Below are 16,649 nucleotides of genomic sequence, written 5' to 3'. Positions count from 1 at the left end.
GCCTCCTGTTGCTGACGGGGCGGATTCTCTTGCCATCATGGCGCGACCTTCACGGCTGATGGCGGCTGAGCGGTGGCAAGGGCTGCGGCATGGGACTCCAGCCACGGTTCGAGCCATGCCGTATGGAAGCGTCCGGCCTTGACGTCGGCGTCGCGCGCCAGCGCCTGGTGCAGGGGCTTCGTCGTGAAAATGCCTTCGACGCTGAGCTCGGCCAGCGCCCGCTCGAGCCTCCGGATGGCGCTTGGCCGGTCCTTGTCGTGCACGATCAGCTTGCCGAGCAGGCTGTCGTAGAACGGCGGCACGGTGTAGCCCTGATAGAGCATGCTGTCGAAGCGCACACCGTCGCCGCCGGGTACGCTGAGCGCGCTCACCGTGCCCGGATTGGGCAGGAAATTCCTGGCGGGATCCTCGGCGTTGATGCGGACCTCGATCGAATGGCCGCCGACGCGCACCTCGTCCTGGCGAATGCGCAGGGGCTCGCCGCCGGCGACCCGGATCATCTCGCGCACGAGGTCGATGCCGGTGACCATTTCGGTGACGGGATGCTCGACCTGGATCCGGGTGTTCATCTCCAGGAAGTAGAATTCGCCGGTCCTGTCGTCGTAGAGATATTCGAGCGTCCCTGCGCCGCGGTAATTGACCGCCTTGGCCAGCGCTACGGCGGAACTGCAGAGTTTTTCACGCACGGCCTGGGTGAGCGAGGGCGAGGGAGCCTCTTCCCAGACCTTCTGGCGGCGCCGTTGCAACGAGCATTCGCGCTCGAAGCAATGGATCACGTCGCGTCCATCGCCGAGCACCTGGACCTCGATGTGCCGCGCCCCCTCGATCAGCCTCTCGACGTAGAGCCCGCCATCGCCGAAGGCCGCAAGCGCTTCGGCCTGGGCCTGCGGCATCAGATGATGAAACTCTTCGGCGGACCGCGCGATACGAATGCCGCGTCCGCCACCGCCGGCGGCGGCCTTGATCATGACAGGGAAGCCGGTTTTCTCGACCAGCGCGAAGGCCGCTTCCTCCGACTCCAGCCGCCCCTCGCTGCCGGGGACGGTCGGCACGCCGGCGGAGGCGGCGGCCTCGCGGGCCGCGACCTTGTCGCCCATCAGCCGGATCGATTGTGCGGTCGGGCCGACGAAGATCAATCCGGCCGCTTCGACCGCGGCCGCGAATTCGGCATTCTCGGCGAGGAAGCCGTAGCCGGGATGGATCGCATCGGCGCCGGTGGCCTGCGCCGCGGCAAGGATCGCCGCCTGGTTGAGATAGGATTTCGACGCCTGCGGCGGACCGATATCGATCGCCTCGTCGGCGAGCCTGACCGCGAGCGAGTCCTTGTCGGCCTTGCTGTAGACCTGGACGGTTGCAATGCCGAGATCGCGCGCGGCGCGGATGATGCGCACCGCGATCTCGCCGCGATTGGCTATGAGGAGCTTCTTGATCGCCATGGCTGGTCGCGGCTCAAACGTCGATTTCTGCGATCGGCTGGCCGGCCATCACGGCATCCTCGTTCTCGGCCAGGAAGCGAACGATCTTGCCGGCGGCGCCGGCCTTCACTTCATTGAATGATTTCATCACCTCGATGAGCCCGATCGTGTCGCTCTCCGCGACGACGTCGCCGTCGTTCTTGTAGACCGGCTTGTCGGGCGCGGGCCTGCGGTAAAAGATGCCCGGGAGCGGCGAGAAGATCTGCTGCGTTGCCATGGTTTCCTCTTGGATCGTTGGTTTCTTGCCGCGCCGGCTCAGCGCGGGGTGAGATAGGGACGAACCGCCTCGCGCACGGCTTCCGCGATGGCGACGGCGTTCGGCGTGTCGGAGTGAATGCAGATCGAATCGGCGCCGACCACGATGTCGTTTCCCGCCACCGTGCGCGTCTTGCCCTCGTTCACGGCTCTCGCGCATCGGGTCGCGGCGTCGGCCGGATCCTTTGCTTCGTGCTCGCGGGTGATGATCAGGCTGCCGTCGGCATTGTAGTCGAGATCGGCATAGTACTCGGCGACGAAGGCATGACCGCGGCGCTCATAGACTTGCTGGTGCAGCGTTCCCTTCATGCCGAGCAGCGGCACCTTGTAGACGTCAGCGGCGTCGGCGACGGCTTCGGCGATGTCCTCGTTGCGCGACGCCATGCCGTAGAGCGCACCGTGCGGCTTGATGTGGTTGAGCGGCATGCCTTCGGCATCCAGGAACGCCTTCAGCGCGCCGATCTGGTAGAGCAGGCAGTTGGTCAGCTCCTCGCGGCTGATCTTCATCTCCCTGCGGCCAAATCCCTGCAGATCCGGCAGCGAGGGGTGTGCGCCGACCTTGACGCCGAACTCCCTGGCGAGCTGCACCGTCTTGCGCATGTGATTGAAGTCGGAGGCATGAAAGCCGCAGGCGACGTTAGCGACGTCGATATGCGGCATCAACGCCCTGTCGTCGCCCATCTTGTAGAGGCCGTAGGCCTCGCCCATGTCGCAGTTGATCACGACCATCTCCTGATTTCCTTCCAACAAGCTTTGTAGAGGACCGGCGGCGGGCCCGCCCTGCGTACGTCCAGCGCACCCAGGGCGGCGCGGTGCCGGGTTACTTGGACACCAGATAGTCGAGCGGGATCTTTTCCGAGATCGTCCACTGGTCGATCACCTTCGGCTTGCCGGCCTCGGTGTCGACGATCAGGTAACGGCCCTGGTTCTGGTGGTGGATGTCCTTGGTGAAGGTGCGCGGCCCGAACAGCGTGGGCTCGTTGTTCATCTTCTCGAGCTCGGCGACGACCGCCGCCGCGTCGGTCGACTTGGCGCGCTCGACCGCCTTGGCCCAGACGTCGATCAGGACGTAGCCGGGATAGACGTACTGGCTGGACGGGTCACCGCCGGTGACTTCCTTGTACTTCTTGTTGAACTCGTTGACCTTCGCGTTCGGATCGTCGCCGTAGACCGAGCCCTGCACCGGAACGTAGAAGTTCGACAGATCCGGAACGGCGTTCATCCAGTAGCTGCCGTCGACGCCCGAGCCGTTGAGGATCATCGACTTGATGCCGGCGGCGCGGATCTGCTTGATGGCGGAGACGGCGCCCGGCATCATCGTGCAGAGCATGATGGCGTCAGGTTCCTTCGGCAGGCTCTTGATCCGCGTGATCTGCGACGCGATCGAGGCGTCGTCGTTCTTGAAGGTGTCGCTGCCGACCAACTTGGCCTCCTTCAGGCGCGGCAGCATCCAGTCGAAGCCGTCGCAGATGCCCTTGTTGTAGACGGTCCAGCTGTCGAGCAGCCGATAGAAGCTGCGCGCGTTCTTCTTGCTGTACGCCCATTCCGACATGGTTGCGCCTTGCACCGGGGCCAGCACCGAGGCCGAGAACGAGAACGGGCCGACGCCGGGGATGCCGGCCTTGATCGATTCGGCGCAGAGGAAGAACGAAACCTTGCCGGCGGCCTGCGCCTGCAGCGCCGCGGGTGCGCCGAAATCGTAGTCGCAGGAGACGATCACGAGGTCGGCGCCCTGGTCGAGCACCGCAAGGCCGGCTTTGGCGCCTTCGGCCTGGTCGGTCTTGGTGTCGGCAAACACCGGCTTGAGCTTCTTGCCGAGCAGGCCGCCGGCCTTGTTGATCTCCTCGATCCGGATCAGCGCCGCGTCCTGCGCCGGCTTGTCATAGGCCTGCATGAATCCGGATGCCGCGGTCGCAAAACCAACCACGATCTCGTCGGCCGCCTGGGCCGGCGTGAGCCAGAGCGCGGATGCTCCGGCCAGGATGCCGAGTAATGTCGTCAAGCGCATATGCCACTCCTCCAATTTTTACAAAACGAGCGTCAGTGCAGTTCCTTCAGTGCGGTCTGGACCGGCCGAGGCAGGCGCCGCTGCAGCGGCCATCGGCGCCAGGAGAACTCCCGGTTGCGGGTCAATCCGGTCGGCAGGTACATCAGGATCACGATGGTGATGATGCCGATCGCGATCTCCTGGACACCGTTCGGCAGCCCGACGGTATGCCCGCCAAGGCTGATGCCCTTCTCGAGATCGCGGAACAGCTCGATCAGCACCGAGATCGCGACCACGCCCGAGACGGCCCCGCTGAGGCTGTACATGCCGCCGACCACCAGCATCGACAGCGTGATGAATGTGGTCCGCAGATAGAATGCGCCGGGATTGACGATGCTCAGGAAGTGCGCGTACAGCGCGCCGGCGAGCCCGATGATGAAGGCGCTGACGACGAAGGCGATCAGCCGCTCGCGGACGATGTCGATGCCCGAGGCGCTGGCTGCGACCGCTTCGTCGCGGGTGGCGCGCAGCGCCAGTCCCGAGCGGGAGATCGAATAGAGATAGGCGATCGCGATTGCCACCGCGCCGCCGATCCATCCGGTCCAGACGTTCATGGTTGGCGGAATGCCGACGATCGAGCCTTGCCCGCCGGTCACCGAATCCCAGTTCGAATAGACGTTGTTGATGACGCCGAGCAGGCCGAAGGTCGCGATCGAGGCGGCGATGCCCGACAGGCGCATGATGACGCGCCCGACGATCAGCGCGAACAGGGCGGCAAATATCCCGGAGATCGGTGTCGCCACCCACATCGGCAGTTGCGTGTGGAGCAGCCACGCCGGGAGCCCCTTCAGCGTGATCGATTTCATGACCGGCGGAATGGTGAGCCAGGCGGTCATGTAGGCGCCGAGGCACATGAAGCTGATATGGCCGAACGACAGCAGGCCGGAATTGCCGACGAAGACGTAGAGCCCGACCACCACCATGATGTTGATGAACATCTCGACCACGGTGCGGTTGAAGGCCCGGCTGCCGAACTGATAGCTGAGGGCGGCCATGATGAGCAGCGCCACGATCAGCACGATCGGCGTGACGATCGTTTGCCGGATGACGGACGGCCGCTGCGACATCGATCAGACCCTCTGCTTGGCGGATTTCGGTGCGAACAGGCCCTGCGGCCGCACCAGAAGGACGACGATGACGGCGCCGTAGACGAACGCGTCCCGGAACACACGGGCGTCGTGCGGCAGGGTCGCCTGGAACACGACGCTGGCCGCACCGATCAGGAAACCGGCGGCAACCGCGCCGGGAATGCTGCCGAGGCCGCCGATCACGGTCGCGATGAATGCGATCAGCATCACGTTGGCGCCCATGCCGATGTCGGCGGTGCCGGAATTGGTCGCCAGGATCAGGCCGATCGCCGCCGCCAGCATGCCGCTGATGGCGAAGGCCAGCAGGATCACGCCGTTGGCGCGGACCCCGAGCATGCGCGCCATGGTGAAATTATCGGCCGCCGCGCGCATCTCGAGCCCGTAGCGCGTGCGCTTCAGGAACAGGACGAGGATCACCAGCACGGCCAGCGTGATGATGATGGTCACGACCTGCAGCATCGGGATGTGGGCGCCGAGGAACTCGACCGGCAAGCCGAGGCTCGGCCACAGCGTGATCGACTTCGGCCGGCTGGAGAACAGCATCAGCAGCAGATGCCGGATGACGAAGCCGAGTGCAAAGGACGCGATCATCATTGTCGCCGGATTGGCGTTGCGGAAACGCCGGAAGACGACGATCTCCGACAGGATCGACAGCGCGGCGCCGGTCAGGAGCAGCAGCGGGATCAAAAGATAGAACGGCAGCTGGCCGGCGAAGACCACCGCCGCCGCGTCGATCGACGGCCACAGCATGGCGAACACGCAGAAGGCGATGAAGTCGCCGTGGGCGAAGTTGACCAGCCGCATCACGCCGAAGATCAGGGCGATGCCGAGCGCACCCAGCGCATAGAGGCTGCCGAGGCTCAGCGCGTCGAAGATGATCTGGAGCAACTCACGCATCTCAGTGATCTCCGAAGCCGAAATAGCTTTGCTTCAGGCGATCGTCCCGGACCATGTCGGCCGCGGGGCCTTCGAGCACGATGCGCCCGCCGCGGATCAGGACCATCCGCCCGCCCGTCATCATGGCGCGCGTCGAGCTCTGTTCGACGATCAGCAGCGTGAGCTTGCGCTGTGCCCGCAGGCGCATCAGGATCTCGTAGACCTGGTCGATGATCTTGGGCGCGAGGCCGAGCGACGGCTCGTCAATGGCCATGATGCGGGGCGCGGCCATCAGCGCGCGGCCGATCACCAGCATCTGCTGCTGGCCGCCGGAGAGCATGCCCGCCGGGGTGTGGCGGCGCTCGGCCAGCATCGGGAATTCCCCGTAGACCTGATCGAGGTCGTCGGCGATTGTCCTGCGGTCGGCGCGCATGCCGGTGCCAACCTTCAGGTTCTCCTCGATCGTCAGCGCGCCGAAGACGTTGCGTCCTTCCGGCACCAGCGAAAATCCGCGCCGGGCGATGTCTTCGGGCTCGGCGCCCGTGATCCCCACGCCGTCGATCATGATGGCGCCGGAGGCGGGCGGCACGACGCCCGCGATGGCGTTGAGCAGCGTCGACTTGCCGGCGCCGTTCGGGCCGGTCACGAACAGGACTTCGCCTTCGTCGACCGTCAACGTCACGCCGCGGAGTGCCGTGAGGCGCCCATAGCTGACCGTGATGTCGTCGACGACGAGCGCGGTCATGACGCGACGGCCGCTTCGGCTGCGAGCGGTAGCAGCAATTCGTCGCGCTGCGTGCCCATATAGGCATGCCGCACCGCATCGCTGTCGCGGATTTGGGCCGGCGTGCCGACCTCGATGATTTCGCCGGAGTCGAGCACGAAGATGCGTTCGCAGAGCTCGAGCACGAGGCCGATATTGTGCTCGATCAAGAGCACGCCGACATTGAGCTCGCCCGCGATGCGGCGAATGATGGCGGCAAGCTCGTGGCTCTCATGCTCCGACATGCCGGCCGCTGGCTCGTCGAGCAGCAGATAGCGCGGCGTGCCCATGATGGCGCGGCCGATCGCGACACGGCGCTCGTCCGTATAGGGCAGCGCGCCGGCGATGGTGTTGGCAAGATGCGAAATGCCGAGCCAGGCCATGACCCGTTCGGCCTCGCTGATCGCGTCGGGCCGGCTTTGGCCGAGGCCGACGCCGGTCACTTCCAGGTTGTCCATGACGGGCAGGTCGCGGAAAAGGCGGCCTGACTGGAAGGTCCGCGCCACGCCTTTGCGTCGCAGCATGTGCGCTGCAATGCCGTTGAGCGTTTCACCCTCCAGCTCCACGGTGCCGGCGCCGACCGGCTGGAAGCCGGTCAACACATTAATAAGGGTGGTTTTGCCGGCGCCATTGGGGCCGATCAGTCCGACGATGCGCCCGCGTGGCACGGCCAGTGTAACGTCGGACAGCGCTTTCAGGCCTTCGAACTGGACGCTGACCCCGCGCGCGACCAATTCCAAACCATCAGCCATCATCCCAACGCCTTCTCACCCGGAACCGATGGATTGATTTTTCCGTTCCGTCGCGGGATTGTAAAATTCGAAATATCGTTCGCTGATATCGGAAATTTTTATGTCTCTGACGTTCCGTCAGGTCCGGCATTTCATCGCGACGGCAGAGAGCGGACGCGTGTCCGCGGCTGCGGCAGCCTTGAACGTGACGCAGTCGGCGGTCACCTCGTCGATCAAGGCGCTGGAGGCCGAGCTTGGCCGCAAATTGTTCGACCGCCATTCCAACGGTGTGACGCTGACCTTCGACGGCCACGAATTCCTGCAGCGCGCCCGCGCGATCGAGGCGAGCGTGTCGGATGCGACACGGGGGCCGCATCGTTGGGGAACGCAGGTCGACGGCACGGTCGACGTGGCCGTCAGCTACACCGTTGCCGGATATTTCCTGCCGCCGCTGCTGACGCGGTTCTGGCGCACCTTTCCGGGCATCACGGTCCGGCTGCACGAGTTTCAACGCGATGCGATCGAGCAGAGCCTGATCAGCGGCAGCGTCGATGCGGCGATCATGCTGATCGCGAACCTGCATGATCGGCACTCCATCCGCTCGCGGCTGCTGCTGCGCTCGCCGCGGCGGCTATGGACCTGTGTCAATCATCCGCTGCTCCGTAAGGACAGCATCAAACTGGCGGATCTGGCGAGTGAGCCGTATCTGATGCTGACCGTCGATGAGGCCGAACGCTCCGCGATGCGTTACTGGCAGCACACGGCGTACGTCCCCAACGTCATCTTCCGCACCCTGTCGGTGGAGGCGGTGCGCAGCATGGTCGCGACCGGGATGGGGATCACCATCCTGTCGGACATGGTCTACCGTCCTTGGTCGCTCGAGGGACATCGCATCGACCTCAAGACACTTGATGACGATGTCCACACCATGGATGTCGGGCTGGCCTGGAAGGGCAACGCGGCGCTTTCGCCGGCGGCCCGCGTCTTCTGCGAGTTCGTCGCCCATTCCTATCCGGGATCGGAGCCATTCAAGCTCGACTGACGTCCCGGATGGCAGCATCGCGTGTCTGAACTGCGTGTCCGTAAGACAGGGCGCCATTCCAACTCAGCCATGGAATTGTTCGACCGGATGGTCAATAAAAGGTGGTTCGGATGCGGCCCGGCCGAGGCAGGGCGGCGTTTCGGAACTTTGCCGTCGATTGACGGCTTCTAACGATGGCCGGACGGCGGCCGGTGGAACGGAGCGACATGGCCCGATCGCGCGCCAAGGACTACGACGACAAGCGCCTCTCGATGCTGCATCGCGCGGCCGAGCTGTTTGCCGCATCGGGATATGTCGGCACCTCGATGAACACGATCGCGGATGCGTGCGGGGTCTCCAAGGCGCTGCTCTATCACTATTATCCCGACAAGGAAGCGATCCTGTTCGATATCCTGTCGTCGCATCTCGAGACGCTGGTGACGGCGGTTCGCAAGGCGAGCGCGTCGGCCGGCGATCCCATCGAGCGCTTCAGGACGATCGTTGCCACCCTGCTCGAGCTCTACCGGCATGCCGACGCCGAGCATCAGGTCCAGATCGCAAGCCTCAAGCTGCTGCCGAAGGACAAGCAGCAGCCGCTGCTTGCGAGCGAGCGGGTCCTGGTCGGGATGATGTCGGATGCGCTCGCCGCCGCGGTGCCGGCGGCGAAGCAGAAGCGCGTGCTCAAGCCGCTGACGATGAGCGTGTTCGGCATGCTGAACTGGCACTATATGTGGTTCCGCGAAGGCGGGCCGATGAGCCGCGCCGAATACGCCGACTTCGTCGCGCAGCTGGTGTTGGCCGGTGCAGGCGATGCCGCCGCCCGGCCGCGCGGCAAGGCAAAGCCCGCCGGCCGAAGCCGGCAGGCGGAGCTGCTTTGAAGCGGGCTTCGCTTCACCTCGCCCCGCGTGCGGGGAGAGGTCGGATCGCATGGAGCGAAGCGCAATGTGATCCGGGTGCGGGGGAATCTCCGCGAATACAGCTATCACCGCATACGAGGAGGCAGCCCCTCACCCCAACCCTCTCCCCGTAAGAACGGGGAGAGGGAGACGTCACGCTCTAGCTCCGCATCGCATTCATCGTCAGCAGTTCGTAGGTCGCCGCGGTCTCGCCGGTGCCGGTCGTGATCTCGACGTCCCAGCGCACCTCGCCATATTGCTTGTTGCGCGGCGTCTTCTCCTTGGCCGTCAGCCGCACCTGGATCTGTTCTCCCGGTTGCACCGGCTTCACGAAACGCAGCGAGTCGAGGCCGTAATTCGCCAGCACCGGACCGTAGTCGGGATCGACGAACAGGCCGGCCGCGAACGACAGCAGCAGATAGCCATGCGCGACGCGGCCCGGGAAGAACGGATGCCCCTTGGTCGCTTCCTCGTCCATGTGGGCATAGAAGGTGTCGCCGGTGAAATGCGCGAAGTGCTCGATGTCGTCGAGCGTGATCTGCCTCGCCTTCGAGACCAGCGTGCGGCCGATCTCGAGATCGTCGTAGTGATAGCGGAACGGGTGCAGGTCACCCTCGAGCATTGGGCTGCCCTTGAACCAGCGGCCGGTGACGCCGCTCAGCATGCGAGGGGAGCCCTGCAACGCGGTGCGTTGCATGTAGTGCTGCAGGCTGCGGACGCCGCCCAACTCTTCGCCGCCACCGGCGCGGCCCGGGCCGCCGTGAACCATCTGCGGCATCGGCGAGCCGTGCCCGGTGTGCTCGGTCGCGCAGTCGCGGTCGATGATCGCGACACGGCCGTGGAAGCTGCCGATGCCGAAGGTGAGTTCGGTCGCCGTCGGGATATCGTGGGTGTAGACCGAGGCGACCAGGCTGCCGCCGCCGCGATTGGTCAGTGCGATAGCCTGGTCCAGATCGTCATAGCTCATCACGGTGCAGACCGGTCCGAACGCCTCGATCTCGTGCACCGCGGTTGCGGCGAGCGGCTTCGCGCAATGCAGCAGCAGCGGCGGAACGAAAGCGCCGCGCTTTGCGTCGGCGTCGACCAGCGGGAAGTTGTCGGGATCGCCGGCCACCAGCTCGGCCTCGGTGCGGAGCTTCGCGACGTGGGCAAGCACATCGCTGCGCTGGGCGAGGCCGACCAGCGGTCCCATCCTGACCTTGTCGCTTTCGGGATTGCCGATCACGACCTTGGCCAGACGGTCGCGCAAGGCGGTGACCACGGCATCGAGCTGTGCCGACGGCGCCAGTGCGCGGCGGATCGCGGTGCATTTCTGCCCGGCCTTGACCGTCATCTCCTTTGCCACTTCCTTGATGAAGAGATCGAACTCCGGGCTTCCCGGCACGGCGTCCGGAGCGAGGATCGCTGCATTGAGTGAGTCGCGCTCGGCGATGAACCGGACAGCTTCGCGCGCAACGACCGGATGCCGTTGCAGCTTCTGCGAGGTATCAGCCGAGCCCGTGAACGACACCACGTCCTGGCAGGTGAGGTGGTCGAACAGATCGCCGGTCGATCCGACGATGAACTGGAGCGCGCCGTCCGGCAGAGCTCCGGATTCGGTGATCATCCGCACCAACTCGTAGGCGACATAGGCGGTGACCGTCGCGGGCTTGGTGACGACGGGAACGCCGGCGAGCAGTGCGGGCGCCAGCTTCTCCAACATGCCCCAGCACGGAAAGTTGAATGCGTTGATATGCACGGCGACGCCGTGCAACGGCGTGACGATATGCTGGCCGGCGAACGCGCCGCCCTTGGAGAGCCCCTCGACATTGCCGTCGAGCAGATACCTGGTATTCGGAAGCTCGCGGCGACCCTTGCTGGCATAGGCGAACAGCGTGCCGATGCCGCCATCGACGTCGATCATGGCGTCGGTGCGGGTCGCGCCCGCATGAAGCGAGAGCTTGTAAAGCCGGTCCTTATGCTGGCTCAGATGGTCGGCCAGCGCCTTCAGCAGGCCCGCGCGCTGGTGGAACGACAGCTTGCGGAGGCTCTTGCCGCCGACCGCGCGGCCATAGGCGAGGATCTCGCGCATGTCGAGATCGCTCCTGGTCGCGAGCGCCACTACGTCGCCGATGACGGCGCTGTGGATCTCGGCGGCCGGCTCGCGCGCGCCGGACCACTTGCCGCGCACGAAGCTGTCGAGCTTCATGATGTTGTCGGACATCCGGGTGCCGCTGGATTGAGGCTGTGTCATCGAAGTCGAATCCTCTGACTTGTGATCAATGTTGCGTCTTGCCTTGCGGGCGGAACGTTCAATCGGTGTTAGGCTCTTCCGGTGAAGCGCGGCGCGCGCTTGTCGAGAAAGGCGGTGACGCCTTCGGCATAGTCCGCCGATCGGCCGGCGCGGCCTTGCAGGTCACGCTCGAGATCGAGTTGCGCGTCGAGCGTGTTGCTCTCGGAGGCATCGAGCGCCTGCTTGATCAACGCAAGACCGTCGGTCGGCTGCGTCGCGAGCGAGGCGGCGAGGGCGTGGGCCTCCGTCATCAGCTCGGTATCCTCGACCGCCTTCCAGATCATGCCCCAGGATTCCGCCCGTTCCGCCGAGATCGGCTCGGCCAGCATGGCCAGTGCGCGCGCCCGCGCTCCGCCGACCAGCCGCGGCAAGAACCAGGTGCCGCCGGAATCCGGAACGAGGCCAAGCTTCGCGAAGGCCTGAATGAACTTGGCCGACCGTGCGGCGATCACGATATCGCAGGCAAGCGCCACGTTCGCGCCGGCCCCTGCGGCGACGCCGTTGACGGCGCACAGCACGGGCATCGGAATGCTGCGCAGCTTGTGCACCAGCGGGTTGTAGTATTTCTCGATTGGCGCTGCGAGATCGGGCGTCTCGCCCGGCGTGAAGACGCCGTCAGAGAGATCCTGCCCGGCGCAGAACCCGCGTCCCGCTCCGGTCAGGATCAGCGCGCGGCAGGACTTGTCCTGTTCTGCCGCGAGCAGCGCGGCCATCAATGCGGTGTGCAGATCGGCGCTGAACGAATTCAGGCGGTCGGGCCTGTTGAGCGTCAGGACGCGATATCCGGCGCGGATATCGGTCAACACGAGATCGCTGACCATGATTACCTCCCGTTCTCGGTTTCTGACGACCGAGGTCGCATGACCGGCGATCGGATTACTATTGACCGTCCGGTCAGTCAATTATAAATTATCCATGCCCCAACGAAATCGGCCGACTTCGAGCTTATCGGAGCGAGGACGATCTTAGTCCCGGCCGCGAATTCGGGCGCGACAAACCGATCGAGATCGGAGCAATTTGGCGCGCTGCGCCGGACCCGCGTATTTGCGATGCTTATGCGCGGACGCTTGACACTTGTCAGACCGAGGCGTCGGCGGAACCCGTGAAAGGTTCACGTTCACAGTCGCGCTGCATGGCCTCCATGCCGCGGCATGCGCCGCCACAAATCAGCCGCATATCAACGGCGACCTCCGCCGCCATGAGGGCGAGCCTATGACAGTGCAGTCGGGCGATTTCACAGGGTTTCGATTCTCGACCGCGCATTTCGGCGAGCGGGATCGCTTGCCGATCTTTCGCGAGCAGATCGGGCGGATGATCGTCAAGCTCGATCCGGAGCCGCTCGACGACGGCGCATTTCATGCGGAAGCGAATGTGCGCGAACTGTCCGGGCTCGGCATCGGATCCTGGGCGTGCAGCAATCTCAAGATCGCAAGACCGCGTGAACTGCTCGACGGTACCGACGACCTGGTGCTGACGATCATCACGAGCGGCAACGTTCGCGCGTCGCAGCGTGGCCGCGACATCGAGCTCAGCCCGGGGCAGGCCGTGCTGCAGTCGAGCGCGGAGGCCGGCAACATGGTCGTCCCGGTATCGCCGAGCCGCTTCGTCGGCCTCAGGCTGCCGCGCAAGGCGCTCGCATCGCTGGTTCGTGATCCCGAAGACATGCTGATCCGTCCGTTGCCGGCAAACACCGAAGCCATGCGCCTGCTCGCGCTCTATATCAGGGAGCTCGACGACAGCTACCAGCTCGCGACCCCCGAGCTGCGCAGCGCCGTCGTCAAGCATCTGGTCGATCTCGGCGCGCTGATCATCGGCGCGAACCGGGATGCAGCGGTTGCCGCCGAAGACGGCGGGCTGGCGGCCGCGCGGCTTGCCGCGGTCAAGGCCGACATCAATGACAATCTCAGCTACGGCGACCTCACTCTGCCCGCGGTGGCTGCCCGGATGAAACTCACGCCGCGCCATATCCAGAGGCTGTTCGAAAGCGCAGGTTCGACCTTCTCGGAGTTCGTGCTCGGTCAGCGCCTGGCGCGTGCGCATCATCTGCTGACCGATCCACGCCACAGCGGCAGCACCATCGGCGCGATTGCGTTCGAAGTCGGGTTCGGCGATCTCTCTTACTTCAACCGCACCTTCCGCCGGCATTACGGCGCAACGCCATCGGATATTCGCGCAGTGCCGCGAACGCGCTAACCGACGTCGATCTTCGATTCCAACTCATCGCATCATGCTCCGTTGCGGAAAACTATGAAGGCAAACAGGGCGGCTCCCGCCAACACGACGAGCGAACCGACCACTACGACGGGCTGGTAGGTCTGGCCGCCGATCCGGATGGCCGCAATTCCGATCGGAAAGATGACGGCACCGATCACGGAGAGCCAGGCCTGTATCCTGGCGAGTGGACCGGTGGCCGCGGCGGGAAACGAATGGTAGTAAAGTCCGGCAAGGAACAATGCGACGAATCCGAGCAGATTGAGATGCGCGTGGGCCGGCGCCAGCGTGAAATCCTCGGCCACACCCATGCCGATGCCGAGGCCAAGCCCGACGAGAAAGAGGACGACGCTGATACGCAAGAGGTTCGACGCGAGCATTGCTCCTCCAGTTGGTGAATTCGATGCCATCTCTTGTCCCATGCCCGAAAATTCCTAAGCCGCATGTCCTTGGCAACTTGCCGCCCGACCCTTAGGCGTCTCGGAAACGCGACGCATGGACTGATGCGACATGCGTTTGGACGGAGACGACATCGTGGACAATCGAGCCGGGCGTTGCGGAGCTGCAACATCTCGTCGTCAGCCATGTGATCAACCCTGCGGCGCTGGTGATCGGTGCGTCCCGGGACGGGGAGGTGGTTGCAGAAGGGCGCGGCCTTGCGGCTGCGCGGCTGATCGATCCGCGCAGCAGTGGCCGGAGCATCAGCACCATTGCGTTTGAGGCAGGGTTCGGCGACTTGTCCTACTTCAACCGCACGTTTCGCCTGCGCTACGGTGCGACGCCGTCGGACATTCGCACCGCGCCGCATCTGACGGAACGCGCGCCTTAGGGCTGCGGCCGCTGTCTAGGGCTCGCCGCAGCCCGGCACCCGCCGGATCTGTTCGATCAATCGCTGATAACGCTCCGCGGACAGCGGGCTCTCATTCGCGCACATCAGCATGGCGACGCATGCCGTCTTTGGTTCGGACGGCCAGGCGATGCTGCCGTCGATCGCGCCGTCGCATTTGCGGTAGGCATTTTTCGCGTCCCACCGGATCGCGACTTCCGATGCGGGCGTCGAAGCGGCCATCACGATCAGTGCTGCTCCGATCAACAGGAGCGATCGGGATATCCGCCGATATGATCCGCGCATGCCGCTTGTCCATCCTCATGAAGGTCGTCGACGATACAGGAGCGTCCGAGGGCAGGCGATCATTAACGGGTGGCCGGCCTGCACACAACGTTGCCGTCGGACGACCATGCGACAGGCGGAGACAAATTCGTTTCAAGTGGTGGACCGATGTCGCATATGTCCAAATCAGTGTCGCATCGGTCCGTGCCGCATATCCGCGAAGCACATAAAAGGTAGCTTCCGTCTGATCGCGACAGGAAGAGTACTTGCCATTCAATATCGTTCGCAGTGACGGCGCGCGTGCGCGTGCATCGATATTCGGAGAAAGATCACGACGCAGCGAACCGGTTCGGCTTTGCGCGCACTCATTCAGGTAGGATTGCGCTCATGTCGGTTTTGTTCATTCGATCAGCATCAGTGATGTTCTGCCTTCTAGCGGGAATAGTGCCGATCGCCACCGGGGCCGCGGGTGCGAAACCTGTGCTCAGGATCGAAAACGGGTTCCAACAGACCATCGCGGTCTCAGCCGGGAGCGAACTCTCCTTTGGGCCACCGCGGCAATCGCCGATCCGGCCTGGTGGCACCAGTACCGGCGAAATCACGATCTCGCTTGCGGCCGGCGCTGCCGCCGGTATTGCCAAGCTGCATGTTTTCGAGCGCAGTGCTGTCCCGATCGGATTCATGGTGACGGCCTGGCAGGGCCGGAAATCAATCGCTGTCGTAAAGCTTTGCGGTCATCTCGAGATGGACAGTTGGGTCGTGCTGCCGATCGAGACGACGCACGTCGACGTCTCCGATTTCTTCCTGGTCAAGGACGGATGCGACTGACCGCGATACTCCCCCAATCAAGAGAGAAGGAATGACCATGCGTCCGGTAGCCAAAGGGGCTTTTCTAGTCCTGCTTGCCATGCTGATGCCCTGGTGCGCGCGGGCGAATGACACGTCGGCTGCGCTGGAAACCGGAGGGCTTCGTTTCAAGCAGGACCCCGACATCGTGATGCGCTCCGAGGACCTGTTCATCTCCGAGAAGCAGATCCGGATCGTCTACCGGTTCCTCAACACCTCGGCCGCCGACAAGACGATCATGATCGCGTTCCCGATGCCCGATATCGCCGGCAAGGAGAGCGACGAGAATATCGGACTGCCGACCGATAATCCCGAGAACATCTTTGATTTCCACGTCAGGGTTGACGGCAAGGCGGCCGCGCCGCATCTCGAACAGGCCGCGCTCGCGAACGATGTGGATCAGACGGCGCTGCTGCGGAAGCTCGGCATTCCGCTGATGCCGATCAGGGGCCCCGCCGGCGAGCTGCTCGACAAACTGCCCAAATCGAACTGGCCCGAGCTCGTCAAGCTCGGTGTCGGCGCGATCGAGACCTATGGCTCGGGTGGCCCGATGCAGGATCATCTGGTGCCGACCTGGACGTTGCGCTCGGCCTATACCTGGACGCAGACCTTTCCTGCCGGCCGGGAAATCACCTTCGAGCAGACCTATCGTCCGAGCGTCGGCGGCTCCGTGCAGACCATCATCGGCGCCGACAACTGGCGCAGTAGTCCTGAAGCGCCCGCGTTTCTGGCGTCATACTGCATCGACGACGACCTGATCCGCAGCCTTGAGCGGGCGCGTGCGACGAGGCGCGCTCCCTATCCCCCGTTCAGTGAGCGGTCGATTGCCTATGTGCTCTCGACCGGCGCCAACTGGGCGACGCCGATCGGCGACTTTCACTTGACCGTCGACAAGGGCGAGCCCGGTAATTTCGTTAGCTTCTGCGCCGATGGCGTCAAGAAGACCGGACCGACCCGCTTCGAAGTCCGGCACGCGAACTTCACGCCGTCGCGAGATCTGAAGATCGTCATCTTCGTGCCGAATCCGAATTAGCGCAGGCGAGGTGTGCGAACATTG

18 protein-coding genes are annotated in these 16,649 nt (G+C 64.5%); 6 read left to right on the top strand and 12 right to left on the bottom strand.

The features are described from left to right. Nucleotides 1-35: 35 nt before the first annotated feature. From FBZ93_RS18790 to FBZ93_RS18755, 8 genes are all read right to left on the bottom strand, one after another. A complete protein-coding gene (locus FBZ93_RS18790) occupies nucleotides 36-1,436 on the bottom strand; it encodes an acetyl-CoA carboxylase biotin carboxylase subunit (protein WP_146987358.1) in 1,401 nt (466 codons plus the stop codon). 13 nt (nucleotides 1,437-1,449) lie between these two features. After that, nucleotides 1,450-1,692, bottom strand: a complete 243-nt coding sequence (locus tag FBZ93_RS18785) for an acetyl-CoA carboxylase (protein WP_146987357.1) — start codon at nucleotides 1,690-1,692, stop codon at nucleotides 1,450-1,452. 38 nt (nucleotides 1,693-1,730) lie between these two features. Next, on the bottom strand, nucleotides 1,731-2,459 hold the full coding sequence (locus FBZ93_RS18780; protein WP_146987356.1) for a LamB/YcsF family protein: 729 nt from the start codon (nucleotides 2,457-2,459) through the stop codon (nucleotides 1,731-1,733). Nucleotides 2,460-2,550: 91 nt separating this feature from the next. Then, nucleotides 2,551-3,738, bottom strand: a complete 1,188-nt coding sequence (locus tag FBZ93_RS18775) for an ABC transporter substrate-binding protein (protein WP_146987355.1) — start codon at nucleotides 3,736-3,738, stop codon at nucleotides 2,551-2,553. A 32-nt stretch (nucleotides 3,739-3,770) separates the two neighbouring features. Beyond that, the gene (locus FBZ93_RS18770) at nucleotides 3,771-4,844 is read right to left on the bottom strand and encodes a branched-chain amino acid ABC transporter permease (RefSeq protein WP_146987354.1); all 1,074 of its coding nucleotides are present in this window, start codon (nucleotides 4,842-4,844) and stop codon (nucleotides 3,771-3,773) included. A 3-nt stretch (nucleotides 4,845-4,847) separates the two neighbouring features. Next, nucleotides 4,848-5,762 carry a branched-chain amino acid ABC transporter permease gene (locus FBZ93_RS18765; RefSeq protein ID WP_095733037.1) on the bottom strand — a complete coding sequence of 305 codons (915 nt, stop codon included), beginning with the start codon at nucleotides 5,760-5,762 and terminating at the stop codon, nucleotides 4,848-4,850. 1 nt (nucleotide 5,763) lies between these two features. Continuing rightward, a complete protein-coding gene (locus tag FBZ93_RS18760; protein ID WP_146987353.1) occupies nucleotides 5,764-6,486 on the bottom strand; it encodes an ABC transporter ATP-binding protein in 723 nt (240 codons plus the stop codon). Continuing rightward, complete coding sequence (locus FBZ93_RS18755; RefSeq protein WP_146987352.1) at nucleotides 6,483-7,256, bottom strand: ABC transporter ATP-binding protein; 774 nt, start codon at nucleotides 7,254-7,256, stop codon at nucleotides 6,483-6,485. The genes FBZ93_RS18760 and FBZ93_RS18755 overlap by 4 nt, the downstream gene beginning before the upstream one ends. 100 nt (nucleotides 7,257-7,356) lie before the next feature. Between FBZ93_RS18755 and FBZ93_RS18750 the strand changes: the two genes are divergently transcribed. Together FBZ93_RS18750 and FBZ93_RS18745 are read left to right on the top strand one after the other, a co-directional pair. Then, on the top strand, nucleotides 7,357-8,277 hold the full coding sequence (locus FBZ93_RS18750; RefSeq protein ID WP_146987351.1) for a LysR substrate-binding domain-containing protein: 921 nt from the start codon (nucleotides 7,357-7,359) through the stop codon (nucleotides 8,275-8,277). A gap of 206 nt (nucleotides 8,278-8,483) precedes the next feature. Beyond that, nucleotides 8,484-9,134: a TetR/AcrR family transcriptional regulator gene (locus FBZ93_RS18745; RefSeq protein WP_146987350.1), complete on the top strand. Its 651-nt coding sequence runs from the start codon at nucleotides 8,484-8,486 to the stop codon at nucleotides 9,132-9,134. 178 nt (nucleotides 9,135-9,312) lie between these two features. Here the strand turns inward: FBZ93_RS18745 and paaZ are convergent, their stop codons facing one another. Together paaZ and paaG are read right to left on the bottom strand one after the other, a co-directional pair. Further along, complete coding sequence (gene paaZ, locus FBZ93_RS18740; RefSeq protein ID WP_146987467.1) at nucleotides 9,313-11,340, bottom strand: phenylacetic acid degradation bifunctional protein PaaZ; 2,028 nt, start codon at nucleotides 11,338-11,340, stop codon at nucleotides 9,313-9,315. A 113-nt stretch (nucleotides 11,341-11,453) separates the two neighbouring features. Further along, nucleotides 11,454-12,245: a 2-(1,2-epoxy-1,2-dihydrophenyl)acetyl-CoA isomerase PaaG gene (gene paaG / locus FBZ93_RS18735; protein ID WP_146987349.1), complete on the bottom strand. Its 792-nt coding sequence runs from the start codon at nucleotides 12,243-12,245 to the stop codon at nucleotides 11,454-11,456. Between the two features lie 391 nt (nucleotides 12,246-12,636). Here paaG and FBZ93_RS18730 point away from each other — a divergent pair, with 391 nt between their 5' ends. After that, nucleotides 12,637-13,617, top strand: a complete 981-nt coding sequence (locus tag FBZ93_RS18730; RefSeq protein ID WP_146987348.1) for an AraC family transcriptional regulator — start codon at nucleotides 12,637-12,639, stop codon at nucleotides 13,615-13,617. A gap of 32 nt (nucleotides 13,618-13,649) precedes the next feature. Here the strand turns inward: FBZ93_RS18730 and FBZ93_RS18725 are convergent, their stop codons facing one another. After that, nucleotides 13,650-14,015, bottom strand: a complete 366-nt coding sequence (locus tag FBZ93_RS18725) for a hypothetical protein (protein WP_146987347.1) — start codon at nucleotides 14,013-14,015, stop codon at nucleotides 13,650-13,652. Nucleotides 14,016-14,221: 206 nt separating this feature from the next. Between FBZ93_RS18725 and FBZ93_RS41760 the strand changes: the two genes are divergently transcribed. After that, the gene (locus FBZ93_RS41760) at nucleotides 14,222-14,464 is read left to right on the top strand and encodes a helix-turn-helix domain-containing protein (protein WP_283810827.1); all 243 of its coding nucleotides are present in this window, start codon (nucleotides 14,222-14,224) and stop codon (nucleotides 14,462-14,464) included. Between the two features lie 15 nt (nucleotides 14,465-14,479). Here FBZ93_RS41760 and FBZ93_RS18715 read toward each other — a convergent pair whose 3' ends face one another. Next, complete coding sequence (locus FBZ93_RS18715) at nucleotides 14,480-14,704, bottom strand: hypothetical protein (RefSeq protein ID WP_146987345.1); 225 nt, start codon at nucleotides 14,702-14,704, stop codon at nucleotides 14,480-14,482. 486 nt (nucleotides 14,705-15,190) lie between these two features. On the opposite strand from FBZ93_RS18715, the gene FBZ93_RS18710 reads away from it, so the two are divergent. Beyond that, the gene (locus FBZ93_RS18710; RefSeq protein ID WP_146987344.1) at nucleotides 15,191-15,574 is read left to right on the top strand and encodes a hypothetical protein; all 384 of its coding nucleotides are present in this window, start codon (nucleotides 15,191-15,193) and stop codon (nucleotides 15,572-15,574) included. 31 nt (nucleotides 15,575-15,605) lie between these two features. After that, nucleotides 15,606-16,625 (top strand): DUF4424 domain-containing protein, encoded by a 1,020-nt coding sequence (locus FBZ93_RS18705; RefSeq protein ID WP_146987343.1) that lies wholly within the window; start codon nucleotides 15,606-15,608, stop codon nucleotides 16,623-16,625. Nucleotides 16,626-16,649: the final 24 nt, after the last annotated feature.

Source organism: Bradyrhizobium macuxiense, from assembly GCF_007993935.1.
GTDB lineage: Bacteria > Pseudomonadota > Alphaproteobacteria > Rhizobiales > Xanthobacteraceae > Bradyrhizobium > Bradyrhizobium macuxiense_A.
Note: the sequence above shows the minus strand (reverse complement) of the source record. Positions and strands in the feature narration are given on the sequence as shown.